A 20,232-nucleotide genomic window follows, 5' to 3' on the forward strand; every position below is an offset into this window, starting at 1 on the left:
GAATCCGGCGGCCGGCAGCGGGCCCTCGCTGCCCGGCCGGGACGCGGGCCTGAGCCGCGGCGACCGGAACCGGCTGCGCATGTCGATGTCAGACCCTCCCCGTATGGTCGTTCCTCCACGGCGTCCACGGCACGCCGCTCGTACGACCGAGGCGAAGGGAGGCGGCGACCCGGCATGCTGCACACTTGCGCCGCCGTGTTCCTCCCGGCCGAACTGCCCCGCGCCGGCAGAGTCGCCTTCTGGAGCCCCGACGGGCTGCCCCTGCCCACCGGCGCGGCGCCGGGGGAGGCGGCCCCCGGCGCCCGTGCCCGGATCACCGTCGTCCGCGGGCACGGCGCCGGGGTCCGCTGCCGTACCGTCCCCGCGCTGGTGATGCCCGTCGCCGCAGCCGTGCCGCTGCTCGCCACCGCCCGGCCCGGCACGGCCATCCAGCCCGCGGCCGCCCATCCCGCCGCGGCGTGCTGGGGCGCCGCAGCCCTGCACGCCCTCCAGCTCGTCGCACGCGGCAGGCTGCTGCCCGGTCTGACGCCGTCCGGCCACGACGCCTGGCGGGCCGGACCGCTGGACGCCGACGACATCGCCCGGCTCCGCGCCATCGCCGCCGCCATGCCCTACGAGGCGCATGCCACACCGCTCCCCGGTTCGCGGCCGCTGCGGCTGCCCGAGCCCGAGGCGCTGATCAGGGCCTTCCTCGACGCCGTCGCTGACAGCCTGCCGCGCACCCCCGCGGCCCGCTACGCCGCCGGCGGGCCGTTCGCCGCGACGGCGCCGCAGCATCTGCCCGGGGCCCGCGCATGGGCGGCGGAGGCCGCGGCCGGTATGGACGCCGGCGTGCGGATCTCCCTGCGGCTCGACCTGTCCGCCCGTGACCTGTTCGACGCGTCCCGGGAGGGCGGTGGCGACGGGCAGGCCGCGGCTGCCCTGCTCCAGGTGCACAGCCTGGCCGACCCGACGCTCGTGGTCGACGCCGCGGGGCTGTGGGCGGGGGAGGGCGACGTGCACTTCGGCCCCCGTGCCCGCGTCGACACGCTGCTGGCCCTGCGCCGTGCCGCCCGCGTCTGGCCGCCGCTCGGCCGGCTCCTCGACCGCGAGGTGCCCGACGTCCTGCCGGTCACCGAGGACGAGCTGTACGAGCTGCTCGGCCCGGCCGCCACCCGCCTGGCCGACGCAGGGATCGCCGTGCACTGGCCCAGGGAGCTCGCCAGGAGTCTGACCGCGACGGCGGTCGTCCGGCCGTCCGCGCCCGGTTCGGCCACGGACGGCACGCCCTTCTTCGACGGCGGGCGGCTCCTGCGCTTCGACTGGCGGATCGCGCTGGACGGGGACCCGCTCACCGAGCGGGAGATGGACGCGCTCGCCGAGTCCCACCGGCCCGTCGTGCGGCTGCGCGACCAGTGGGTGGTGGTCGATCCGGACCTCGTGCGCAAGGCCCGCAAGCGGGAACTCGGCCTGCTGGAGCCGGTGGACGCCCTGGCCGTGGCACTCAGCGGCACCGCCGAGGTCGAGGGGGAGACCGTCGAGGCCGTCCCCGAGGGCGCACTGGCCGCCCTGCGGGACCGGCTCGGCCGCGGCCCCGCCGCCCTCCCCCAGCCCGCGGCACTCGCCGCCACCCTGCGCGACTACCAGCTCCGCGGACTCGCCTGGCTGGACCAGATGACCTCACTCGGGCTCGGCGGCTGCCTCGCCGACGACATGGGCCTCGGCAAGACCGTGACGGTCATCGCACTCCATCTGCACCGGGCCGAGCGGCGGGCCGTCACCGCCCGCACGCTCGTCGTCTGCCCTGCGTCCCTGCTGGGCAACTGGCAGCGCGAGATCACGCGCTTCGCACCCGGAGTGCCCGTCCAGCGCTTCCACGGGCCGCAGCGGGGCCTCGGCACCGGTCCCGGGGGATTCGTCCTGACCACCTACGGCACGATGCGCACCAGCGCCGGGGAGCTCGCCGCCCGCGAGTGGGGCATGGTCGTCGCCGACGAGGCCCAGCACGTCAAGAACCCCTTCTCCGCCACCGCCAGGGCCCTGCGCACGATCCCCGCGCCAGCCCGGGTCGCCCTGACCGGCACTCCCGTCGAGAACAACGTCTCGGAGCTGTGGTCCCTCCTGGACTGGACCACCCCGGGACTGCTCGGCCCGCTGACGTCCTTCCGCTCCCGCCACGCCCGCGCCGCCGAGAACCACGAGCACCTGGGCGATGAGGAGGCGGTGGAGCGCCTCGCCCGGCTCGTCCGGCCGTTCCTGCTGCGGCGGAGGAAGAGCGACCCCGGCATCCTGCCCGAGCTCCCACCCAAGACCGAGTCCGACCACCCCGTCCCGCTCACCCGGGAGCAGGCCTCGCTCTACGAAGCCGTGGTCCGGGAGACGATGGCCCGGATCGAGACCGCCGAGGGCATCGCCCGCCGCGGTCTGATCATGAAGCTGCTCACCTCGCTCAAACAGATCTGCAACCACCCGGCGCAGTTCCTGAAAGAGGACCGCCCCCGCCTCGCGGCGCGCTCCGGCAAGCTCGCACTGCTGGACGAACTCCTCGACACGATCCTGGCCGAAGGCGGATCCGTGCTCGTCTTCACCCAGTACGTGGCGATGGCGCGGCTCATCGTGGGCCATCTGTCCTCCCGCGCGATCCCCTCCCAGCTGCTGCACGGCTCCACCCCCGTGCCGGATCGGGACAGGATGGTGGACCGCTTCCAGTCGGGCGGCATCCCCGTCTTCGTCCTCTCCCTCAAAGCGGCGGGCACCGGACTCAACCTGACCCGCGCGGGCCACGTCGTCCACTACGACCGCTGGTGGAACCCGGCGGTGGAGGACCAGGCCACCGACCGCGCCCACCGCATGGGGCAGACCCGGCCCGTCCAGGTCCACCGGCTGATCGCGGAGGGCACGGTCGAGGACCGCATCGCCGAACTGCTGCTGTCGAAGCGAGCGCTGGCCGACGCGGTCCTCGGCTCCGGCGAGGCCGCCCTGAGCGAACTCACCGACCGGGAACTGGCCGATCTCGTCTCCCTGAGGAGGCCTTCGTGAGCGCCGCCCGGCCCCGCCGCACCGGACCGGCCGGGCCCCGCCGCACCGACGGGATGGGAGGGGAGGCCCCGCGCCGTCCGGACGACCGGCGCCGGACGTTCCCCGCCCCCGCTCCCCGGCCGGGGGACGGCCGCCTTGCCGCGTCCTGGTGGGGCAACGCCTGGGTGGACGCCCTGGAGGACACCGCCCTCGACCCGGCCCGTCTCGCCCGCGGCCTGGCCTATGCCGGACGCGGCCGCGTCGACGCGATCACGGTGACGCCGGGCCGCGTCGTCGCGTACGTCCACGGCTCCCGCCCCCGGCCCTACCGCGCGGAGATCCGGCTGCGCACCCTCGGCGAGGACGACTGGGAGCGGCTGCTGGAGGCCGCGGCCGCCCGTCCGGACCACATCGCGGCCCTGCTCGACAGGGACGTCCCGCACGCCCTCGCGGCCGTCGCCGACCTGCTGCCCGCGCCCGGGGACCTGATCCCCGACTGCTCGTGCCCCGACGACGGACTCCCCTGCAAGCACGCGGCCGCGCTCTGCTACCAGACCGCCAGGATCCTCGACGAGGACCCGTTCGTGCTGTTCCTGATGCGCGGCCGCGGCGAACAAGAGGTGCTGGCCGAACTCACCCGGCGCAACGCCGTCCTCGCGGCAGCCGAAAGCGGCCCGGCCCCGGGTGGGGCACGCACCTCCGCGGAGCGGTCCGGCGGGGGCGGGAGCGGCGCCGCCCCCGACCTCGCCACGGTCCGCGCACGCGACGCCGTCACCCGGCGGACCCGCTCCCCGCTCCCGCCCCCGCCGCCCCTGCCGCCGCAGCCCGGGCGGCCTCCGGTGTACCCGCAGGCCGAGGGCGCGCCCGACCCGCTCGCCCTCGATCTCCTCGCCACCGAGGCAGCGGCCCGTGCACACGCCATCCTGCACACGGGCAGAGACCCGGTCGGTGGGCTCGGCCTCTGGCAGGACGCCGTCCGGCTCGCCGCCGCCCACCCCGGATCGGGACTGACCGCTTCCACCCGGGCGCTCTACACCGCGCTGGCCCGCGCGGGCGGCCGCACCCCCACCGAACTGGCGCGCGCCGTGGCGGCGTGGCGCCAGGGCGGGCCGGCGGGACTGGCCGCCCTGGAGGAGGAGTGGGATCCGCCCGCGGGCCCGTTCGACCGGGCGCGGCCCGCCCTGGCCGCCGCGGACTTCCCGCTCTTCCGCCCGCGGCGCAACCGCCTCTCCACTCCGTCCCTCCAACTCCGCCTGGGCCGTGACGGACTGTGGTACGGATACGAGTCCGACGCCGGCCGGGAGGACTGGTGGCCGCGGGGCATACCGGACGAAGACCCGGTCGGCGCGCTCATGACCCTTCTGGGCCGCTGACACCCGCCGCCGGGGGACCCGGTTGTCGGTCCTCCGCCAAGAACGACACGGCCATGCCCGGTCCGGGACCAGCAGCGCTCCTTCAGGACCGCGAAGAACACGGCCGGGGACCGGCGGCGTATCCTCCCGAAGCCACGGGCCACGGGCCACGGGCCACGAGCGGTGCCCGCAGGACCGCCCGGTGACGCCCGACGCCTACGGACGTTGGCGGAAGGGGAGGCGGAGCGGGGCGTGAACCGGGTGGGGACCGGTAAAGCACTCGCCCTGTGGGCGAGGAGCCGCCCAGCCGCCCAGCCACGCACACGTGCGCCGTGTTCGCGCATCGCGCTTCGGGCTCCGGCAGCCGAACGCGCGGACGGCGCGCGACAGTTGTCCCTTTCTCCACCCGAAGGGGTGAAACGGCGTCTGGCCATAACCCGTTCGGCTCCGTGCCGTTATCTCCGGTGTGGGTGACCACCCGGGTCCATCCACCGGGAGGCAGGAAACCATGAGGCAGATGCGCCGTACAGGTCTGGTCGCAGCGATGGTCACGGGCGGTGCGCTGGCCGCGGCCGGGGCCGCACACGCCGGCTCCGACGCGCAGGGCAGGGCGGCCGGCTCACCCGGCCTGATCTCCGGCAACACGGTGCAGGTCCCGGTCCACACGCCGGTGAACGTGTGCGGCAACACGGTGAACGTGGTGGGTCTGCTGAACCCCGCGGCCGGCAACAACTGCGCAAACGAAGGGAACGCCACCGACGGCGCCACTGCCGCTGACAGCGGTGCGGTCGCCGCGGCACAGGCGGAGGACTCCCCCGGCCTGATCTCCGGGAACGCGGTCCAGTTGCCCGTCGACGTCCCGGTGAACGTCACCGGCAACTCCGTGAACGTTGTCGGTATCGGCAACGCGGCGGTCGGCAACTCCTCCTCGAACTCCGCCAACCCGCCGACCCGGACCCGACCGGTGGCCCCGCCGTCCGAGGCCCGCCCCGCCACGCGTGACCCGGAGCCCCAGCAGGGCCCGGCCCGTCTGGCCGAGACCGGCACGCCGTCCGCGCTCGGTCTCACCATCCCGGTCGGCGCGGCCCTCCTCCTCGGCGGTGCTCTGCTGTACCGCCGGGCCCGCGCCGTGGCGTGACGGCGGATACGTTCCGGGGCCGCAGCCACCGCCTCTGCCCGTCCTCCCCGGCATCCTCTGGTCCCTTGGACCGCCCGCCGGGCCGGGCTCCCCGCCCCGTCTACTGGCGGTAGCCACCCAGGAAGCGCCCGATCCGGCTGATCGCGGCATCGAGGTCGTCCGCGTACGGCAGGGTCAGGATGCGGAAGTGGTCGGGCCGGGGCCAGTTGAAACCGGTGCCCTGTACCACCTGGATCTTCTCCCGCAGCAGCAGGTCCAGTACGAACTTCTCGTCGTCGTGCACGCGGTGCACCTTGGGGTCCAGGCGCGGGAAGGCGTACAGCGCACCCTGGGGTTTCACACACGAGACGCCCGGGATCTCGTTCAGCCGCTCCCAGGCCCGGTCGCGCTGCTCGCGCAGCCGTCCGCCCGGTGCGGTCAGTTCATGGATCGACTGGCGACCGCCGAGCGCGGCCTGGATGGCGTACTGGGCGGGCGCGTTGGGGCACAGCCGCATCGAAGCGAGCATGGTGAGCCCCTCCAGGTAGCTGCGCGCGTGCTGTTTGGGGCCCGTGACGACCAGCCAGCCGGAGCGGAAGCCCGCGACCCGGTAGGTCTTGGACAGGCCGCTGAAGGTGAGGACGACCAGGTCCGGGGCGAGGGCGGCCGCGGTGTGGTGGACGGCCTCGTCGTAGACGATCTGGTCGTAGATCTCGTCGGCGAGGACCATCAGCTGGTGGCGGCGGGCGAGGTCCAGGATCCCCTCGACGATCTCCCGCGGATACACCGCTCCGGTGGGGTTGTTGGGATTGATGATCACGACGGCCCTGGTGCGGTCGGTGATCTTCGATGCCATGTCGTCGAGGTCGGGGTACCAGTCCGCCGACTCGTCGCAGAGGTAGTGGACGGCCTTTCCGCCGGAGAGGGTCGTGACGGCGGTCCACAGCGGGAAGTCGGGTGCGGGAACGAGCACTTCGTCGCCGTCCTCCAGCAGCGCCTGCACCGCCATCGACACGAGCTCGGAGACGCCGTTGCCGAGGAACACGTCGTCGACGGAGACGTCCGTGAGCCCGAGGGCCTGGTAGCGCTGGGCAACGGCGCGCCGCGCGGAGAGGATCCCGCGCGAGTCCGTGTAGCCGTGGGCCCTCGGGAGCATCCGGATCATGTCCTGGACGATCTCCTCGGGGGCCTCGAAGCCGAAGAGCGCGGGGTTGCCGGTGTTCAGCCGCAGCACGCTGTGACCCGCCTCCTCCAGTGCGTCGGCGTGCTCGATCACCGGGCCGCGGATCTCGTAGCAGACCTCGCTGAGCTTGCTCGACTGCCGGAACTCCATGCGGAGGCCTCCCCAGGGCTGGCGGGACGGTGGTACTCGGTGGCACTTGGTTTTACCAAGTGGAAGCTTGGAAAGTCCAACGACGGGTCTAGACTGCCTCGCATGCCCCGTCCCCCACGCCGCCGAAGCTACGACCAGTTCTGCGCCGTCGCGCGCGCCCTCGACTCCGTCGGCGACCGCTGGACGCTGCTGATCGTGCGGGAACTGCTCTCCGGCCCGCGCCGGTACACCGACCTCCACGCCGACCTGCCCGGAGTCAGCACGGACGTCCTCGCCTCCCGGCTCAAGGACATGGAGCGCGACGGGCTGGCCACCCGGCGCAGGCTGCCCGCCCCGGCGTCGGCGTACGTCTACGAACTCACCCCGCGCGGAGAGGCGTTGCTGCCCCTGGTCGGGGCACTGGCCGAATGGGGCGCAGCCGCGCTCGACGTGCCCCGGCCGACCGACGCGGTGCGGGCCCACTGGTTCGCCGTACCGCTGCTGCGCCGTCTGGAGACGGCGGGCGTGACCGACACCGTCGAAGTGGGCCTGCCGGAGGGGGAGTTCCACGTGCGTCCCGCGCAGGGCGGCGGGGCCGGCGGCTACGGAGACGGCCCCGCGCCTGCCGGAGGCGTGGTGACCCGGATCGAGTTGGACGGCGGGACCTGCCTCGCTGTCAGCCGGGGGGAGCTCGGCATCGAGGAGGGCATACGGGACGGGCATATCCGGGTCTCCGGCGGCGGGGCCCTTGCGGCCGCCCTGACCCAGCAGCGGCCCGGCGCCGGGTGCGACGTGGGCGCGCCCGTCGGGGCCCCCGGCTCCCCGCCGCGGGCCGCGGTGGAACAGGGGAGCGGCCAGGGGCGTCGACGCAGCGGTGCGACGGGTCGCCGCTCACCGGGAGACGGCTGACCGAGGCCGTTCGGGCGGCTCGGCCCCATGCTGGACCGGCGACCGGCGACCGGCGACCGGCGACCGGCGACCGGCGACCGGCGACCGGTGCGCCGTGGCAGGCGGGTCCCTTCCGGCGGTGGTGGGTTGCGGTCCGGTGGGTCGCGGTCGACATCGAGGCCCGGACGGCGCTGCCCCGGGCCGGCCCGGGGGAGGCCGACCCCGGGCTGCCGGCTCGGTGCGAACCGGTCAGGTCGGTCCGGTCGGCCCGCCCCGGGAGGAGGGCCCGGCCGGTCCGCCGCAGGAGGAGGACCCCGGTCGTCCTGCCCCGGAGGGACGAACCGGTCGCCGCGCTCGCCGGGCGCGAGCGGGCCGCTCCCCGCCCGGCGGCGTGTGCGGGTTCGCCGGACCCCCTGCCGTGCCGCGGATCGTCGGCTACGGCGGTGCCGTGGTGCTGTCGGGCGGGCGGCCCCCGCGGACGGCGACCGCACGGGCACCCGCCCGGCACCCCGCCGATGCCGCGGCGGCCGGGGTCGCGTCCGCCAGCAGGGCCGCCAGAAAGGCGCCGGTGAAGGCGTCGCCCGCGCCCGTGGAGTCGACCGGTGCCGCGGGGACGGCGGCGATCCTGTCGGTCACCGCGCCCGACTGCGCCACGAGCGCGCCGCCCGCGCCGAGGGTGACGGCGACGAGCGGGACACGGCGGCTCAGCCTGGCCGCGGCATCTGCCGCATCGGGGAGGCCGGTGAGGAGCCGGGCCTCGTCCGCGTTGGGGAGCAGGACACCGGTACCCGCCGTCGCACCGAGGAAGCGGTCGACGCCGAAGTCGGCGATGAACCCTGCCGACGCCGGGTCGACGCTCACCGGAACACCCCGTCCCAGCGCGTCCGCGAGCGCCAGGCATGCCAGCTCGCGACTGGGCTCGGAGAAGAACAGGTACCCGGACAGATGGAGCCTGGCCACCCCGTCGAGAAGCCGAGCCGACCAGTCGCCGGGGCACAGCCGCAGCGCCGCTCCGCCGTCGGTGAGGAAGGTCCGCTCCGCCTCCGCGTCGACCAGCGCGACGATCGTGGCCGTCGGTACCTCCTGGTCGCGGACCAGTACGGGGTGGACTCCCGAGCCCCGCAGCAGCGCCTCGTGCCGGTCCGCGGTGCCGGCCCCTACCCGGCCGAGCAACCGTACGTCAGGACAACCCGAGTACGCCGCCCAGCAGGCCGCGTTGGCGCCGGCCCCGCCGGGCAGCGTCCGTACCTCCGCCGCGGTGTCCGTCCCGCGGGCGAGCGCCCCGGGGTGCCGTGCGATCACGTCCGTGGCCACATCGCCGACCACCAGCAGAGCCCCGGTCCGGCCCGGCACCGCGGTCCCATCCCGCCCCGAGGGCGTCCTCACCGCGCCGCCGCGATCCGCGCCGCCAGCCGCACATTGGCGCGGACCGCCGCCAGATTGGCCTCGAGCGAGGCGCCCCCCGTCCGTGTCACCAGCAGGTCCAGCAGGAACGGGGTGACCGCCTGGCCGTCGATGCCCCTTTCCCGGCACTCGCCCAGGGCTTCCGCGAGCACCCGGTCGTGCAGCGACGGGTCCAACTGCTCGTCCTCCGGCACCGGCTGGGCCACGATCAGCGCGGTCTCCGGCCCGCCGAGTGCGCGCTGCGCCCGCATCACGTCCGCCACCTCCTGCGGGGTACGGACCGTCCAGTCGACCGGCAGCCCGGAGGAGGACAGGTAGAACCCGGGGAAGTGCGTGGTGCCGTAGCCGAGGACGGTGACTCCGAGGGTCTCCAGGCGCTGCAGTGTGGCGGGGACGTCGAGGATGGACTTCACCCCGGCGCAGACGACGGTGATCCCCGTCCGGGCGAGCAGCCGCAGATCCGCCGACTCGTCCTGGGCGGTGGTCCACTCCCGGTGGACTCCGCCGAGCCCGCCCGTGGCGAAGACCCGGATTCCGGCGCGTGCCGCGAGGAAGGCCGTGGCGGACACGGTCGTCGCCCCCGAGGCCCCTGCGGCAAGGGCGGGGGCCAGATCGCGGTGCCCGAACTTGCGTACCGCCGGGTCGGTCGCGATGCGTTCCATGCCGTGCTTGTCCAGGCCGACACGGGCCCGGCCGTCCAGTACGGCGACCGTCGCCGGCACCGCACCGGCGTCTGTGACCAGGGACTCCAGCTCCTCGGCGACGGCCAGACTGCGTGGCCGCGGCAGTCCGTGGGCGATGATGGTGGACTCCAGTGCGACGACGGGGCGGCGCGCGTCAAGCGCCTCCCGCACTTCTTCGGACAGCAACAGTGTGGTCTCGGGCATGTCCACATCCCTGGCACGGGAGAGGTGTGCGCAAACGCTTCGGCTGCCGAACCGCCACGGCCCCCGTATGGCCCCTCGTTGCGCCCGCATGTGGGTTGCCGCCTCGCTGAACAGGCCCGCGCCGTAGGACCGTTCCGGCCCCACCGCGGCCGGTTGCCCGGTGGGGCCCGCACCGCCGGGCGTACCGGGACCCCGGACACCTCGCGGGTCCCGGGGACCCCGGACACCGGGCGGACCGACTGCCGGTCCGGCACAAAGGGCCCGGCTCCGGCGGCCGGGCACGGTGTCCGGCTCGGGACGCCTGGCACCGTTGGCCCGCAGGGGATGGCCTGGCTCGGGACGCCTGGCACCGGTGGCCCGGTGCACCGCGGGCGGACCCGAGCGGTGCACCGGGCCGTCAGCCGCAGTCGCGCGGTGCCGGCAGCCGGGGCAGCCGGTCCGCTCGTACGACCTGGATCACGGTCCGTGCGTCCGGCCCCTTTGCCCTGTCCTGGTGGTAGGCGACCGCGAGCGCCCCCGCTCTGGCCTGGGCGTATCCGTACTGCGGGGTGATCCGCGTATAGGCGGAGGACCGCAGGTCCAGCGCGTAGGCGGCTTCCGGGGTGCGCCAGGTGATCAGTTCACCGCTGATCCGGAGCTGGTCGAGCCCCTCGGCTGCGGGGGCCCCGGAGAGCCGTGTCACCGGTGCGGGCTGCCCCCGCCGCCAGACCACCAGCCTCGGATCCTCCCCCTCCCCGCCGTCCTCCCCCTCCCCGCCGTTCCCGCCGTTCCCGGCGTTCCCGCCGTCCTCGACCCAAGCCCACGTGGTGCCGTCGGAGGCGGGTGACCGCAGATCCCGCAGCGCGGCCACCGGGCCCGGCAGCGCGGCCGGGCGCAGGGTGGCGAAGGACAGCGCCGACAGCCTCGTCGACCGGCCGTCCGCACTCGCCTCCCGCCAGGCCAGCAGCCCGCCCGCCGCGAACGGGGCCTCGATCACACCGGAGTGCAGGGCGCGCGGCGCAGGCACCGTGCCACCGGAACCGGGCGGGCGGACCGGGCTGGTGTAGATCGTGGCCCGGCCCCGGCCCGTGCCCTGCGCCCAGAAGACCGCACCGCCGCGGACGACGGGCTGGGGGAGCGGCCCGGGGAGGGTGGACCGCGCCAGCCGGCGCATACCGCCCTCGGCGTCCTGGACATAGAGCGACCACGGACTGTCGAGCGTGCGGCCCTCCAGCACCGCGAACGCCGTCCACCTCCCGTCAGCCGACACATCGGCGGCGAGGAGCTGGTGCTCCACGGGGTCGGTGAATGTCAGCAGGGTGCGCGGCGCCTCGGCATCCTCGACCACGGCAGCCCGGCGGCTCTGCCCGTCGGAGAGCTGCACCACGGTCCAGCGGGCCCGAGGGCCGACATCGGTGAGGACCGCCCGCTGGCCGCTCGGCACGCGGAACTCGCCCGCCGCGAGGGCGGCCCGCCAGCTCTCGGGCAGCGGCGCCTCGCACGCCGCCCGGATCTGCAGGGGACGGGAGGGGGCGGATGCCGAGGAGGCGGGGCCGGCCGTGGGCTGCGTATGGCCGGATCGGTCGGCCGGTGAACAGCCCGGCCCCGCGAGCACCAGCAGGGCCGTACCCAGCAGGGTCGCTACCACCGGCGAGCCCGCCCGGACCGGGCGGCTCGGTGTTCCGTCCGCCGGAAGAGCCCGGACCGCCCGGACCGCCCGGACCGCCCGGACCGTTCGGATCACACGACGTGCTCGACGTGCCCGGACCGCTGGGAGCGGCGTTCCGTCTCGCGGGAGTGCCGGGAGTGCCGGGAGTGCCGGGAGTGCCCGGCCCGGCGTCGTTCCGCCCTGTGGACGCCCCCCGCCGGTCAGAGGCTTCCGTCCCGGCTTACCACACGTAGCCACGGCCGCCCATGATCGTCGTGATGGCGTCCGCGGAGATCTTGGCGGACTTGGGGACTCCGCCGGCCCACGAGATCATGCTGGTGCTCACCCCGCCGACGGGGTCCAGGTAGCGGACCTGTCGCGCGTCGGTGTCGCTGTTGTAGCCGTCGATGGCGACCCAGTGGAAGATCTCGATGTTGGGGTGCCCGGCCAGATGCGGCCCGCCCGGCACTTCCCAGGCGTTGCCGGCGATCGCGTAGTCGTAGTCGGTGTTGTGGACGATGTGCCTCCGGAAGTTCGCCACATCGGCCGATGTCGGGCTGTACGGCAGCGGCCTGGGCACGTAGTTGGCCCCCGGGAGACGGTGGTTGAGCGCGTCGGCCATCGGGTAGCCGGTCGGTTTCGCGACGTCGATCCCGACGCCGTACCAGGCCGTGCCCCTGGAGTCCGTCTCCAGGAGGTCCGCAGCCGCCCGCTGGGAGCGCCCGCGGACCTCGTCGTGTGCGGACTGGGTGATGACCAGGGCCGCCGGACCGCACCAGTACGACGTCTGCTGTGACTGGTGCAGCCCGCCCGAGACGACGTAGCCGGCGCGCTGGGCGCGGACGGCGGGGCGCCGGGACCACGCGGCGGCAGCCGCCTCCTTCCGGGCGGTGATGCGGCGCTGCTCGGCGGTGAGCCGCTGCGGGCCCAGGGTGTCGAGGACCTGCTTGTAGAGGGCACCGGGCGCCCGCCGGGATTCGGGTCCGGGCTGGGAGCCGGGGAACGGGTCGGTGCCCTGCCCGGCCGGGGAGAGGGTCTCGGCCCTCTCCCCGGCCGGCTCCCCGGCAGCCGGGCCGGCCGCCGTGAGGGCCGAGAGGAGGCAGACGGCCGTCATAAGGGCGATGCGACGCCCTGTGCGCACTGCTGACATCGGTGGTCGCTCCTGTACGAGAGGGGACTCGGGCAAGCGCTGCCGTGGGTGTCGCACGCCGTCGCGCGTGGCAGCCGTGGGCGAACCACGACCGTGCCCCCTGCCCGAGTGCGGCCCGAGGCGGCTCGCCGCGTGCCGCGGATCTTTCGCCCGCTAAGGTGAGCCGCCACGACGGCCTCTGATCACTCCGCTGCCGGGCCCGCTTCTCCTTCGTTCGCCGTGCGTATCCCGGACGCGGAGCTTGAACCCGAACCCCTGGACCCCGCGCAGGTCGTCTCGGGTGATCCGGTGGTGACAGGCCGGGAGCTGCGGCGGTCCGAGGACGGGCGGCAGGTGCGGGGCCTCTGGCAGCTCACCCCGGGGTCACCACCGAGACGAAGGCCGATGAGCTGTTCGTCGCGTTCAGCGGGCGCGCCCCGGCCGAGGCCGGAGGCGGGGTTCCCCGAGGTACTGGCGACAGTTGGATACGAGAGCTCACCAGTGGGGGACCCCGGGCGGCGCGACGGTGGAGATCGGGCCGGGGGACGCCTGTGCGCGGAGGGAGGGCGACCGGACGACGTGGACGGTGCACGAGACGCTGCGCAAGGCCTACCACGTCAGCCGGTGCCGGTGCCGGTGCCGGTGCCGGTGCCGGTGGCGGCGGGCGGCCGGTCCTGTGCAGCGCCCGTCCCGGTGACGGCGCGGCGGACGGCGAGGGCCGCGAGCGGAAGCAGCAGACCCGCACCGAGGAGGTTGAGCAGACCGTAGCCGCCCTGCGCCACGATCAGCCCGGCCGCCGCTCCGCCGATGCCCGCCGCGGCGTTCATGGCCAGGTCCGACAGGCCCTGGACCTCCGTGCGGGCGGGCCCCTCCACGGAGTCGGTCAGCAGGGCGGAACCGGAGACCAGGCCCGCGGACCAGCCGAGGCCGAGCAGGAACAGGCCCGCCGCGACCCGTCCGTGGCTCGCCCCGGCGGTACCTGCGAGCAGCGCGGCGAACGCCAGCAGGCCCACGGCAAGGCCGATCACCGCGAGCCTGCCGAGGCGGTCGGAGAGTATGCCCATCACCGGTGAGAACGCGTACATACCCGCGATATGGCCGCTGATGACCAGGCCGATCAGCTGCACTCCGGCGCCGTGGTGGCTGAGCGCCAGTGGTGTCATGGACATGATCGACACCATCGTGGTGTGCGACGCGGCGACCGTGACGAGCGCAAGCCGGGCGCCGGGGGACTCCCGTACGGCCCGGACGGCGGACCGCAGCGACCGCTCCCGCCGTTCCCCCTCCTCCCGCGGCGCGAGCGCCCGGGCCGTCAGCAGCGGATCCGGCCGCAGCAGCACGGCGACGACCACCGCCGCGAGCAGGAAGACCCCCGAGGCCCAGACGAACGGACCCGCGGCTTCCGGTATCCCGGACCCGGAGACGCTTCGGCCCGCCGGTGCCGCGATGTTCGGGCCCAGGACCGCGCCGACCGTGGTCGCCCACACCACCAGGGAGATGGCGCGGGCGCGTCTCGCCGGCTCCGCGAGGTCCGCGGCGGCGAAGCGCGCCTGGAGGTTCGCGGAGGACGCGGCCCCGAAGCCGGCCATGCCCAGCAGGAGCAGCGGGAAGCTGCCGAGTGCGGACGCCAGCACCACCACGGCCGCGCCCGCGGATCCGATGAGGTACGCCAGGACCAGCCCGGGGCGCCGGCCGCGGGCGCTCATCAGCGCGGCGAGCGGGACAGAGAGCAGTGCCGTCCCGGCGACCGTCGCGGTGGGGGCGAGGCCGGACAGGGCGTCCGACCCGCCGACCTGCGGGGCCAGCACGGTGGCCAGGGCGATGCCGGTCGCGACCCCGAGTCCGCCGAGGATCTGGCTCACGACCAGCACGGGGGTGATCCGGCGGCGCAGGCCGGCCAGGTCGGCGGGGCCGGCAGGGTCGGCAGGGTCGGCAGGGTCAGCGGCTGCGGTCACTTCACGGGCGGTAGGGGTCACTGCGGCAGTGTGCCAGTGACCCTCCCGGTGCGGCATCCCCGGCTCGGGCGCGGTGACGGCGGTCGCGCAGCCGGCCGGTGCACGACCGGGACCGGCCCCGTTGTCAGTGGGGGGCCGTACCGTTGATGGCATGCGGCCCGTTACCGAGATCGAACGCACCATGGCGCCCTTCGAGGTCGTCAGTCCCTACCGGCCCAGCGGTGACCAGCCCGCGGCCATCGCCGAGCTCGACCGTCGGGTCCGGGCGGGCGAGCGGGACGTCGTCCTGCTGGGCGCGACCGGGACCGGCAAGTCGGCCACCACGGCCTGGATGATCGAAAGGCTTCAGCGGCCGACCCTGGTGATGGCGCCGAACAAGACGCTGGCCGCCCAGCTGGCGAACGAGTTCCGCGAGCTGCTGCCGAACAACGCGGTCGAGTACTTCGTCTCGTACTACGACTACTACCAGCCCGAGGCGTACGTCCCGCAGTCGGACACCTACATCGAGAAGGACTCCTCCATCAACGAGGAGGTGGAGCGGCTGCGCCACTCCGCGACGAACTCCCTGCTCACCCGCCGGGACGTCGTGGTGGTCGCCTCCGTCTCGTGCATCTACGGCCTCGGCACCCCGCAGGAGTACGTGGACCGCATGGTGCCGCTGCGGGTCGGCGACGAGATCGACCGCGACCGGCTGCTGCGCCGCTTCGTGGACATCCAGTACGCGCGCAACGACCTCGCCTTCACCCGCGGCACCTTCCGGGTCCGCGGCGACACCATCGAGATCTTCCCGGTGTACGAGGAGCTCGCCGTGCGGATCGAGATGTTCGGCGACGAGATCGAGGCGCTCTCCACGCTCCACCCCCTCACCGGCGAGGTCATCAGCGACGACGACGAGCTGTACGTCTTCCCGGCGAGCCACTACGTCGCCGGTCCGGAACGCATGGAGAAGGCGATCACCGGAATCGAGCGGGAGCTCGAGGAGCGCCTCGCCGAGCTCGAGAAGCGGGGCAAGCTCCTGGAGGCCCAGCGGCTGCGCATGCGCACCACGTACGACATCGAGATGCTGCGCCAGATCGGCACCTGCGCCGGTGTCGAGAACTACTCGATGCACTTCGACGACCGCCCTCCCGGCAGTGCGCCGAACACACTCCTCGACTACTTCCCTGAAGACTTCCTCCTCGTCATCGACGAGTCCCATGTCACCGTCCCCCAGATCGGCGCCATGTACGAGGGCGACGCCTCCCGCAAGCGCACCCTGGTGGAGCACGGCTTCCGGCTGCCCTCCGCGCTCGACAACCGGCCGCTGAAGTGGGAGGAGTTCCAGAAGCGCGTCGGGCAGACCGTCTATCTCTCGGCGACCCCGGGCGCCTACGAACTCTCCCGCGCCGACGGCTCCGTCGAGCAGATCATCCGCCCCACCGGCCTGGTCGACCCGGAGGTCGTCGTCAAGCCGACCGAGGGCCAGATCGACGACCTCGTGCACGAGATCCGCACGCGCACCGAGAAGGACGAGCGTGTCCTGGTCACCACGCTCACCAAGAAGATGGCCGAGGACCTGACGGACTACTTCCTCGAACTCGGCATCCGGGTCCGCTATCTGCACAGCGATGTCGACACGCTCCGCCGGATCGAGCTGCTGCGCGAACTGCGCGCCGGCGAGTACGACGTGCTGGTCGGCATCAACCTGCTCCGCGAGGGCCTCGACCTCCCCGAGGTGTCGCTGGTGGCCATCCTCGACGCCGACAAGGAGGGCTTCCTGCGGTCCGGCACCTCGCTGATCCAGACCATCGGCCGTGCGGCGCGCAATGTCTCCGGGCAGGTCCATATGTACGCAGACAAGATCACTCCGGCGATGGAGAAGGCCATCGAGGAGACCAACCGCCGCCGGGCCAAGCAGATCGCGTACAACGAGGCGAACGGCATCGACCCGCAGCCGCTGCGCAAGAAGATCAACGACATCGTGGCCACCATCGCCCGCGAGGAGGTCGACACCGAGCAGCTGCTCGGCTCCGGCTATCGGCAGGGCAAGGACGGCAGGGGTGCCAAGGCGCCCGTCCCTTCGGTGGCCGGACGTTCCGGCAGGGGCGCCGACGGCAGCGGTGCCAAGGCGGGCAAGGGTGCGAAGGCGGGCCGCGGCGCGATCACGAGCGATCGGCCCGCCGCCGAACTGGCCGGGATCATCGAGGAGATGACCGACCGGATGCGCGCGGCGGCGGCGGAGCTCCAGTTCGAGGTGGCCGCACGGCTGCGTGACGAGGTCGGCGAGCTCAAGAAGGAGCTGCGGCAGATGAAGGAGGCCGGTATCGGCTGAACCGCGCCCGTGTCTCAGGACCGACACAAAACACACCGAGTCCCCCGCGCCGCCGGACGACTGCGTAGGGTGCCAGGCAACCGCACCCACAGGCGGTCGCGGGGGAACCACGAGGAGGGGACAGGGCGTGGCGGACGTATCCAAGGGCAGTGCTCCCGGCGTCAATCTGACCAAGGGACAGGCCATCAGCCTGGAGAAGAAGGGCGGTGGCTCCCTCACCGCGGTGCGGATGGGCCTCGGCTGGCAGGCGGCGCCCCGGCGGGGGTTGTTCGGGACGCGCACCAGGGAGATCGACCTGGACGCCTCGGCGGTGCTCTTCGCCGGGGACCAGCCCGTGGACGTGGTCTTCTTCCGCCATCTCGTGAGCGACGACGGCTCGGTCCGGCACACCGGCGACAATCTGGTCGGCGGCGCCGGAGGGGGCGGCGACGACGAGGCGATCCTGGTCGATCTGCAGCGGGTTCCGGTGCACATCGATCAGATCGTGTTCACCGTCAACTCCTTCACCGGCCAGACCTTCCAGGAGGTGCAGAACGCGTTCTGCCGCATCGTGGACGAGACCAACGGGCAGGAACTCGCCCGCTACACGCTGGACGGCGGTGGCCAGTACACCGCCCAGATCATGGCCAAGGTCCACCGCGCCGGCTCCGGCTGGCAGATGACCGCCCTGGGCAACCCGGCCAACGGCCGGACGTTCCAGGACCTGATGCCCGCGATCCTGCCGCACCTGTAGGACCGCGCGCGGTCACCGGCACGGGGGAGGGGCACCGCTGCGCTCTCCGCCGCGCCCCGGCTGCCAGGGGCGGAGCGCCGCCGGGCCCGATCCGCAGACCACTGAGGGGGACAGCAGCGATGACGGCCGAGCTGGTCAGGGGGCAGAACCACCCCGTGCCCCACACCCGGCTCGATATCCGGGTGTCGGCCGGTGAACCGGTCGTGGTGGCGGTCGCGTTGAGCGACGAGCACGGGCGGGTGCCCGGTGCCGAGTGGGTCGCCCACCCGGCCCGGCCGGCCCTGCCCGGTGTCGAGGTCTCCCGCCAGGCCACCGCCGGCCATCTGCTGGCCGTCGACCTGACCGCCGTGCCCTCCTCGGCGCACCGGGCGGCGGTGCTGCTGGCGCTGCCGACGGGTCCCGGGTGCCCCGGCCGCTTCGGGGCGCTCGCCGCGCCGTTCGTCTCCCTCGGTGCTCCGGACGCCCCAGGGACCGTCAGCTACACGGTCACCGGCCTGGACTCCGAAGCCGCCGTCGTGGCCCTGGAGTTCTACCGCAGGCAGGGGGCCTGGAAGGTCCGCGCCGTCGGCCAGGGGTACGCGGGCGGTCTCGCCGCCTGCCTCGCCGACCAGGGGCTCGACCGCGCCGGCGAACTCGCAGCCGCCGTGGGCGAAGCCGTCGCGCACGGCCTCGCCCGCCCGGCCGGCGCAGACCCGGCCCGGACGGCGGAGGCGCTGCGCGCCGCCACCGCCGAGGGTCCGGGTCCCGCTGCCGACCCCGGCCCGGCCGCGTCCCCCACCCCGGGCACGAACCCGCGGACGGCTGACCCCGCTGCTCCGCCGCCGGCCCGGACCCACGGCGGACCCGTCGACTACACACACCCGCGCAGGCGGCCCGCGGTGCAGCAGCCGCCCCCGGTCGCCCCGCCGGGAAGGCCGCCGGTGCCCGTCGCGGGCGATGCCACCGGCTGGTCCGTGGAGGAGCGGCTGTACAACCAGGTGTGGGGCATGTTCGAGGACCTCGCCCGGACGACGGCCGCCTACCGCAGCGCGGTGGACTTCGCCGCGTCACGGCTCGGCCGGGAGCACGACCGCGTCCTGTCCGATCCGCACGGCCGCGTGGCCGGCCCGGGGGACGGCGCTCGTGAGGCGGCCCGCACCAGGCACGACGAGCTGACGGGACGTGCCCGCGAGGCCCTCGACCGCGACCTCGACCAGCTGACCGCCGAATCCCGGGCCGTCGAGCCCGCACTGCCGCCGGCGTTCGCGCGCTGGGACAGCCCGGTCTGGGGGCGCTACCGCGTTCCCGCCAAGGCCCCGATGGCCCTCCGCCTCGGAGACCTGCACCTTCCCGAGCGACCCGGTCTCCGGATCCCGATGCTCATGCGACTGCCACTCGAGCGCGGCCTGTGGGTGGACAGCGGACTGGGCCCGTCGCAGTCCGGCGTGCTACCGGAGGAGGTACCGCCGCGCACGCTCGCCATGGACACCGCGGTCGCCCATGCGGCCCGGCTGATCGCGGTCCATCCGGCGGGTGAGTTCACCGTGCGGGTGATCGACGCCGCGGGCACGGCGGCGCGCTCGCTCAACCCGCTTCTGCGGTCGGGGATGCTGGACGAGCCGCCTGCGGCAGGGGCCGCGGGCGTCTCCGCGGTGCTCGCGAAGCTCGTACGGCGCGTGGACCTGGTGCAGATGGCCGTGCGCGGGGGCGCCGCCGACGCACTGCCGCCGGACCTGGACACCGCCCGGGAGCTGCTGATCGTCAGCGACTTCCCGCGCGGCTTCGACGACCGGGCCGTGACCCGGCTCCGCTATCTCGCCGACGAGGGGCCCGAGGTCGGCGTCCATCTGCTGATGGTCGCCGACCGGGAGGACGCCTCCGGGTACGGGCCGGTCCTCGATCCGTTCTGGCACTCGCTGCTGCGGATCACCCCGGTTCCGGACGACCACCTGGCCGATCCCTGGGTCCGGCACGTCTGGACGTACCTGCCGCCCGCGCTCCCCGAGTACCGCGATGTGCTCGGTCCCGTGCTCGCGAAGGCCGCGGAGGCCCGGCGGGCCCGGCGGCGCTGAACTCCGGACGCGCGGGCCGCCACGTGAGCCGCCACCCGGTTCCGTCGTACGGGCAGTGCGGTTCCCGTGGTTCCGTGCGAGTCGTCTGCTTCGGCGCCGGTGCCCGTGGGCCCCCGTCGGTCCCGTGGGTCCCCGTCGGTTCGTGCCGTGCCGGTGCCGTGATGGTGTCTGACGGTTCCTGCCCGCCCGTGCGTCCTGTGCACCCCTGCGCGGTGTCCGTACCCGGGGGTGGGCCGGGAAACCGGACCTTCGCGCACTGACGGGCGGGGGGAAGCGTTCCGAGGCCATCAAGCCCCGGATGTCTTCGACTTGACCGCCCCCCTGCAGCCCCCTCAGCCCTGTCCGGCTCCGCCCCGCCCCGTCCCGTCCCGTCCCGTCCCGTCCCGCCCCGCGATGGGCAGCGAGGTTGCCCAGGGGGGCGTTGATCTGTGGTTTTAACTCTTGTTTACCTTCGGCTTTACCTTTCTTT

13 protein-coding genes and 1 pseudogene are annotated in these 20,232 nt (G+C 74.3%); 8 read left to right on the top strand and 6 right to left on the bottom strand.

Going from position 1 to position 20,232, the window contains the following annotated elements; all coding sequences use genetic code 11:
• Positions 1-174 precede the first annotated feature (174 nt).
• The 3 genes from SCWH03_RS06800 to SCWH03_RS06810 all read left to right on the top strand — a co-directional run bounded on the left by SCWH03_RS06800 (position 175) and on the right by SCWH03_RS06810 (position 5,487).
• Positions 175-3,018 (top strand): SCO1167/SCO6262 family helicase, encoded by a 2,844-nt coding sequence (locus SCWH03_RS06800; protein WP_173263220.1) that lies wholly within the window; start codon positions 175-177, stop codon positions 3,016-3,018.
• Complete coding sequence (locus SCWH03_RS06805) at positions 3,015-4,370, top strand: SWIM zinc finger family protein (RefSeq protein WP_254076597.1); 1,356 nt, start codon at positions 3,015-3,017, stop codon at positions 4,368-4,370. The genes SCWH03_RS06800 and SCWH03_RS06805 overlap by 4 nt, the downstream gene beginning before the upstream one ends.
• Before the next feature lie 487 nt (positions 4,371-4,857).
• Complete coding sequence (locus SCWH03_RS06810; protein WP_254076598.1) at positions 4,858-5,487, top strand: chaplin; 630 nt, start codon at positions 4,858-4,860, stop codon at positions 5,485-5,487.
• A gap of 100 nt (positions 5,488-5,587) precedes the next feature.
• Here SCWH03_RS06810 and SCWH03_RS06815 read toward each other — a convergent pair whose 3' ends face one another.
• Positions 5,588-6,799, bottom strand: a complete 1,212-nt coding sequence (locus tag SCWH03_RS06815; RefSeq protein WP_173263221.1) for a pyridoxal phosphate-dependent aminotransferase — start codon at positions 6,797-6,799, stop codon at positions 5,588-5,590.
• Positions 6,800-6,901: 102 nt separating this feature from the next.
• Between SCWH03_RS06815 and SCWH03_RS06820 the strand changes: the two genes are divergently transcribed.
• Positions 6,902-7,687, top strand: coding sequence for a winged helix-turn-helix transcriptional regulator (locus SCWH03_RS06820; protein ID WP_173263222.1), 786 nt, complete (start codon positions 6,902-6,904; stop codon positions 7,685-7,687).
• A gap of 414 nt (positions 7,688-8,101) precedes the next feature.
• Here SCWH03_RS06820 and SCWH03_RS06825 read toward each other — a convergent pair whose 3' ends face one another.
• The 4 genes from SCWH03_RS06825 to SCWH03_RS06840 all read right to left on the bottom strand — a co-directional run bounded on the left by SCWH03_RS06825 (position 8,102) and on the right by SCWH03_RS06840 (position 12,698).
• Entirely contained in the window at positions 8,102-9,019 is a 918-nt protein-coding gene (locus tag SCWH03_RS06825) for a carbohydrate kinase family protein (protein WP_308788860.1), read from the bottom strand.
• A 29-nt stretch (positions 9,020-9,048) separates the two neighbouring features.
• The gene (locus SCWH03_RS06830) at positions 9,049-9,957 is read right to left on the bottom strand and encodes a pseudouridine-5'-phosphate glycosidase (RefSeq protein WP_173263223.1); all 909 of its coding nucleotides are present in this window, start codon (positions 9,955-9,957) and stop codon (positions 9,049-9,051) included.
• 397 nt (positions 9,958-10,354) lie between these two features.
• Positions 10,355-11,584, bottom strand: coding sequence for a hypothetical protein (locus SCWH03_RS06835; protein WP_173263224.1), 1,230 nt, complete (start codon positions 11,582-11,584; stop codon positions 10,355-10,357).
• Positions 11,585-11,825: 241 nt separating this feature from the next.
• Entirely contained in the window at positions 11,826-12,698 is an 873-nt protein-coding gene (locus tag SCWH03_RS06840; RefSeq protein ID WP_173263225.1) for a cysteine peptidase family C39 domain-containing protein, read from the bottom strand.
• Positions 12,699-12,953: 255 nt separating this feature from the next.
• Between SCWH03_RS06840 and SCWH03_RS06845 the strand changes: the two are divergent.
• Positions 12,954-13,335: pseudogene (locus SCWH03_RS06845) on the top strand (cupin domain-containing protein); the annotation flags it as partial.
• Here the strand turns inward: SCWH03_RS06845 and SCWH03_RS06850 are convergent.
• Positions 13,331-14,689 (bottom strand): MFS transporter, encoded by a 1,359-nt coding sequence (locus SCWH03_RS06850; protein ID WP_371872621.1) that lies wholly within the window; start codon positions 14,687-14,689, stop codon positions 13,331-13,333. The pseudogene SCWH03_RS06845 and the gene SCWH03_RS06850 sit on opposite strands and share 5 nt — an antisense overlap.
• 130 nt (positions 14,690-14,819) lie before the next feature.
• Between SCWH03_RS06850 and uvrB the strand changes: the two genes are divergently transcribed.
• The 3 genes from uvrB to SCWH03_RS06865 all read left to right on the top strand — a co-directional run bounded on the left by uvrB (position 14,820) and on the right by SCWH03_RS06865 (position 19,763).
• Positions 14,820-16,979 carry an excinuclease ABC subunit UvrB gene (gene uvrB, locus SCWH03_RS06855; RefSeq protein ID WP_173263227.1) on the top strand — a complete coding sequence of 720 codons (2,160 nt, stop codon included), beginning with the start codon at positions 14,820-14,822 and terminating at the stop codon, positions 16,977-16,979.
• A 127-nt stretch (positions 16,980-17,106) separates the two neighbouring features.
• Positions 17,107-17,712: a TerD family protein gene (locus SCWH03_RS06860; protein ID WP_173263228.1), complete on the top strand. Its 606-nt coding sequence runs from the start codon at positions 17,107-17,109 to the stop codon at positions 17,710-17,712.
• A 119-nt stretch (positions 17,713-17,831) separates the two neighbouring features.
• On the top strand, positions 17,832-19,763 hold the full coding sequence (locus tag SCWH03_RS06865; protein ID WP_173263229.1) for a TerD family protein: 1,932 nt from the start codon (positions 17,832-17,834) through the stop codon (positions 19,761-19,763).
• Positions 19,764-20,232 lie beyond the last annotated feature (469 nt).

It is taken from the genome of Streptomyces pacificus, from assembly GCF_011766325.1.
Lineage (GTDB): Bacteria > Actinomycetota > Actinomycetes > Streptomycetales > Streptomycetaceae > Streptomyces > Streptomyces pacificus.

Bases quoted from the DNA above. Each gene is read 5' to 3' on its own strand.
- SCWH03_RS06830 (WP_173263223.1), bottom strand. From the start codon at position 9,957: ATGCCCGAGACCACACTGTTGCTGTCCGAAGAAGTGCGGGAGGCGCTT.
- SCWH03_RS06815 (WP_173263221.1), bottom strand. From the start codon at position 6,799: ATGGAGTTCCGGCAGTCGAGCAAGCTCAGCGAGGTCTGCTACGAGATC.
- SCWH03_RS06800 (WP_173263220.1), top strand. From the start codon at position 175: ATGCTGCACACTTGCGCCGCCGTGTTCCTCCCGGCCGAACTGCCCCGC.
- SCWH03_RS06810 (WP_254076598.1), top strand. From the start codon at position 4,858: ATGAGGCAGATGCGCCGTACAGGTCTGGTCGCAGCGATGGTCACGGGC.
- SCWH03_RS06840 (WP_173263225.1), bottom strand. From the start codon at position 12,698: ATGACGGCCGTCTGCCTCCTCTCGGCCCTCACGGCGGCCGGCCCGGCT.
- SCWH03_RS06820 (WP_173263222.1), top strand. From the start codon at position 6,902: ATGCCCCGTCCCCCACGCCGCCGAAGCTACGACCAGTTCTGCGCCGTC.
- uvrB (WP_173263227.1), top strand. From the start codon at position 14,820: ATGCGGCCCGTTACCGAGATCGAACGCACCATGGCGCCCTTCGAGGTC.
- SCWH03_RS06865 (WP_173263229.1), top strand. From the start codon at position 17,832: ATGACGGCCGAGCTGGTCAGGGGGCAGAACCACCCCGTGCCCCACACC.